This is a genomic window from Microcystis sp. M53603_WE2, assembly GCF_030065435.1.
In genome coordinates, this window is the sequence record NZ_JASJFF010000769.1 from 1 (window position 1) to 2,804 (window position 2,804).

The 2,804-nt window shown below is 42.2% G+C and carries 2 protein-coding genes; both read right to left on the reverse strand.

What is annotated here, in order from left to right:
* Positions 1–600: LysM peptidoglycan-binding domain-containing protein (locus tag PX481_RS16565; RefSeq protein WP_288095052.1), on the reverse strand; the 600-nt coding region annotated here is incomplete at its 3' end.
* Between the two features lie 19 nt (positions 601–619).
* The gene (locus PX481_RS16570; RefSeq protein ID WP_288095054.1) at positions 620–1,918 is read right to left on the reverse strand and encodes a homoserine dehydrogenase; all 1,299 of its coding nucleotides are present in this window, start codon (positions 1,916–1,918) and stop codon (positions 620–622) included.
* Between the last annotated feature and the right edge of the window lie 886 nt (positions 1,919–2,804).

A 2,804-nucleotide genomic window follows, 5' to 3' on the forward strand; every position in this document is an offset into this window, starting at 1 on the left:
TGTACCAACATTTGCGAGAAGATCAATACCACTATGAAAGAGATTTTTCTGTTCCGTGGGGCTTTTTTGCCAACCGTAGGCTAATCCGACAGTGCTGGCAAAGGGTAAGGGATAAGAACTTAATCCAGTATAATCCGATCGCTTGCCGGCGGCGGACCAATTGGTGCCGGGGATAAAAACTATTGTCGGCCGGCGACCACAACCGTTAAGCTCAAAGAGTATATCGGCACGAATACCTGATGCCGCTTCTAAATCGCGCCAAGTGGAACCCTTGGGTGCTTCGATGCGAATGCCGTTCATCGGGGGAATGAAGATTTCTTTCCCCACCGGGGCCAAACCATTTTTGAGAATAGTCGGATTGAGTTTAATTATCGTTGCCGGGATGAGAGCGTATTTTTCGGCGATTGAGGCGATCGTTTCTCCCGCTTGGATTTTATGGCGTTGTAACCTTGATAAAATCGGCAGGGGACAAACATTATCAGACCCTTGGGCAAAAATTAATTTTTGATTTAAGCCCAAAAAACCTAGACAAAATAACAAAATTGTGCTAGTTAAACTTAGCCAACTTTTCTCACTTCTGATTCTCCGACCCATGACCATAAAAAAGCGATCTCTATAATTACAAAACCCGGAGAATACTAGGAATACTGTCAATAGCTTCTAAAGACTCTATTGCCGCTAAAGCGTTGCGGAAATTGCCCTCGCGCACATCGTGGGTGACAACGACAATTTCGGCTAAATCACCCCTAATACCAATTTGTACCACGGATTCTAGACTAACCCCCTGGTCGCCGAAAGCCATACCTAAATGACCGATTACCCCCGGCACATCGCGACAGAGAAAACGGGCATAAAAACGGGTCGATAACGACTCCATCGGGGCGATTTGACAATAATGCTGGTGAATACAGCTTAAAAGCGGGTCAAGTTCCTTGGTTTTGCCACTACTTTTTAAAATTCCGACGATATTCATCACATCCGATACTACCGCGCTGGCCGTCGGTCCGCTACCGGCACCGGGTCCATAAAACATCACTTGGCCCAAGGGTTCCCCCTCGACGAGAATAGCGTTATAGACCCCGTTAGCATTAGCGAGGGGATGGATTTTCGGTACTAGGGTCGGATGAACCCGCAACTCTAGGGTATCGGAATCTTCCTTAACCGTATCTTTCGCGATCGCTAATAATTTAATCACAAATCCCAGTCTATCAGCGTAGGCGATATCGACGGCGCTAACTTGCCGGATACCTTCACAGTAAACATCTTCCCGTTTTACCCGACCTCCAAAACCCAAAGAAGCTAAAATGGCAATTTTATCGGCCGCGTCGAATCCATCCACGTCCGCAGTGGGATCCGCTTCTGCATAGCCTAATTCCTGAGCTTTAGCCAGAACTTCGCTAAAATCTGTCCCTTTTTGGCTCATTTCCGTGAGAATATAGTTAGTTGTGCCGTTGACAATTCCCATGATGCTGCTGATGCGATTAGCGCCGAGGGATTGTTTTAAGGGTTTAATGACGGGAATGCCACCACCCACGGCCGCTTCTAGGAGGACATAAACCCCTTTTTCACTGGCCTTGGCGTAGATTTCATCGCCAAAACGGGCAATAACCGCCTTATTTGCCGTAACAACGTGCTTCCCCGATGCGATTGCTTGGAGAATTAAAGAGCGTGCCGGTTCCAAACCCCCCAATAATTCGACAATAATATCAATTTCGGGGTCAGTAACGATCGATTCTAGGTCAGTGGTCAACAGCTGGGGAGAAAGCTCGATTTCTCTCGGTTTATCTAGGGATCTAACTCCCACTCGTCCAATGGTAATCTCTTTGAGTACGGGATGACGACCAAAAGGATCGAGGAGGATTTTCGCTGTTCCCGTCCCCACAACCCCGAAACCGAGTAAACCAATCTTAAAGGTCACGCTTTTATCTCCTGCTAGTCCGACGCAAAAAATACTAATGGCCAAGCCGTCGCCATTGTCGATTTTATCATTACAGGGTCTTTGTCTGTGGGGTTTTCTTTTGCTGGCGTTCAGGGCCTGATGATGATAAATATTCAGTATTTTTGTATTTAAATCAAGCAAATCTCGATCAAGTTTAAACGCTTATCCTGTAATTGTTATTGATTTTATTGACCGATATAGATATTCGGCAATGTCAGTAACATTTTTGATCATAACTCTAATTTATGATTACAATAATTCCCTATCTAGTTGATATTTTTGAACAAATCAATCGACTCTCTCTGAGCAAAGAGCTATGTTAGCATTATTAGTTAGGGTAATTTGACTCAACTGCACGATCAACTAAGCTATCCAGCCCCAATTACCATACCAAAGAAATAGAATGGATAAAAAATAGGTAAACAAGAATCACAGAAATCCATAAAAATAACAATTTTTTCGGCTCCAATATCCAAGAATAATAAATATTGGAAATATTGTCATCATATACCTCATCATTGATTGTGTTGTTCCTGTACTTAAAGGTAAAAAAATGCTCAGGAAGGCAAAAATTAACAGGGAAATATTGAGAGGCTTTTTAACGATAGAGAATAGCAAAATACCTAAAAAAGAGAAGCTAAAAAAAGTATTTAATAATCTAACTACATTATTGGCATCTTTGGGAAACATAATAAGACCTCTTGCATAATTTTTTTATGGTATAATATAAGCTTTTGCTTTTTTCTCAATTCTTAGATTGAAGTGGAAAAAAGAATAAAATGTGATCTTAGGTCAGGAAATCATCTATAATTTTGCTATGTTTATTAGCAAAATTATGGATTATCAAAACTTATCAGATGAACAA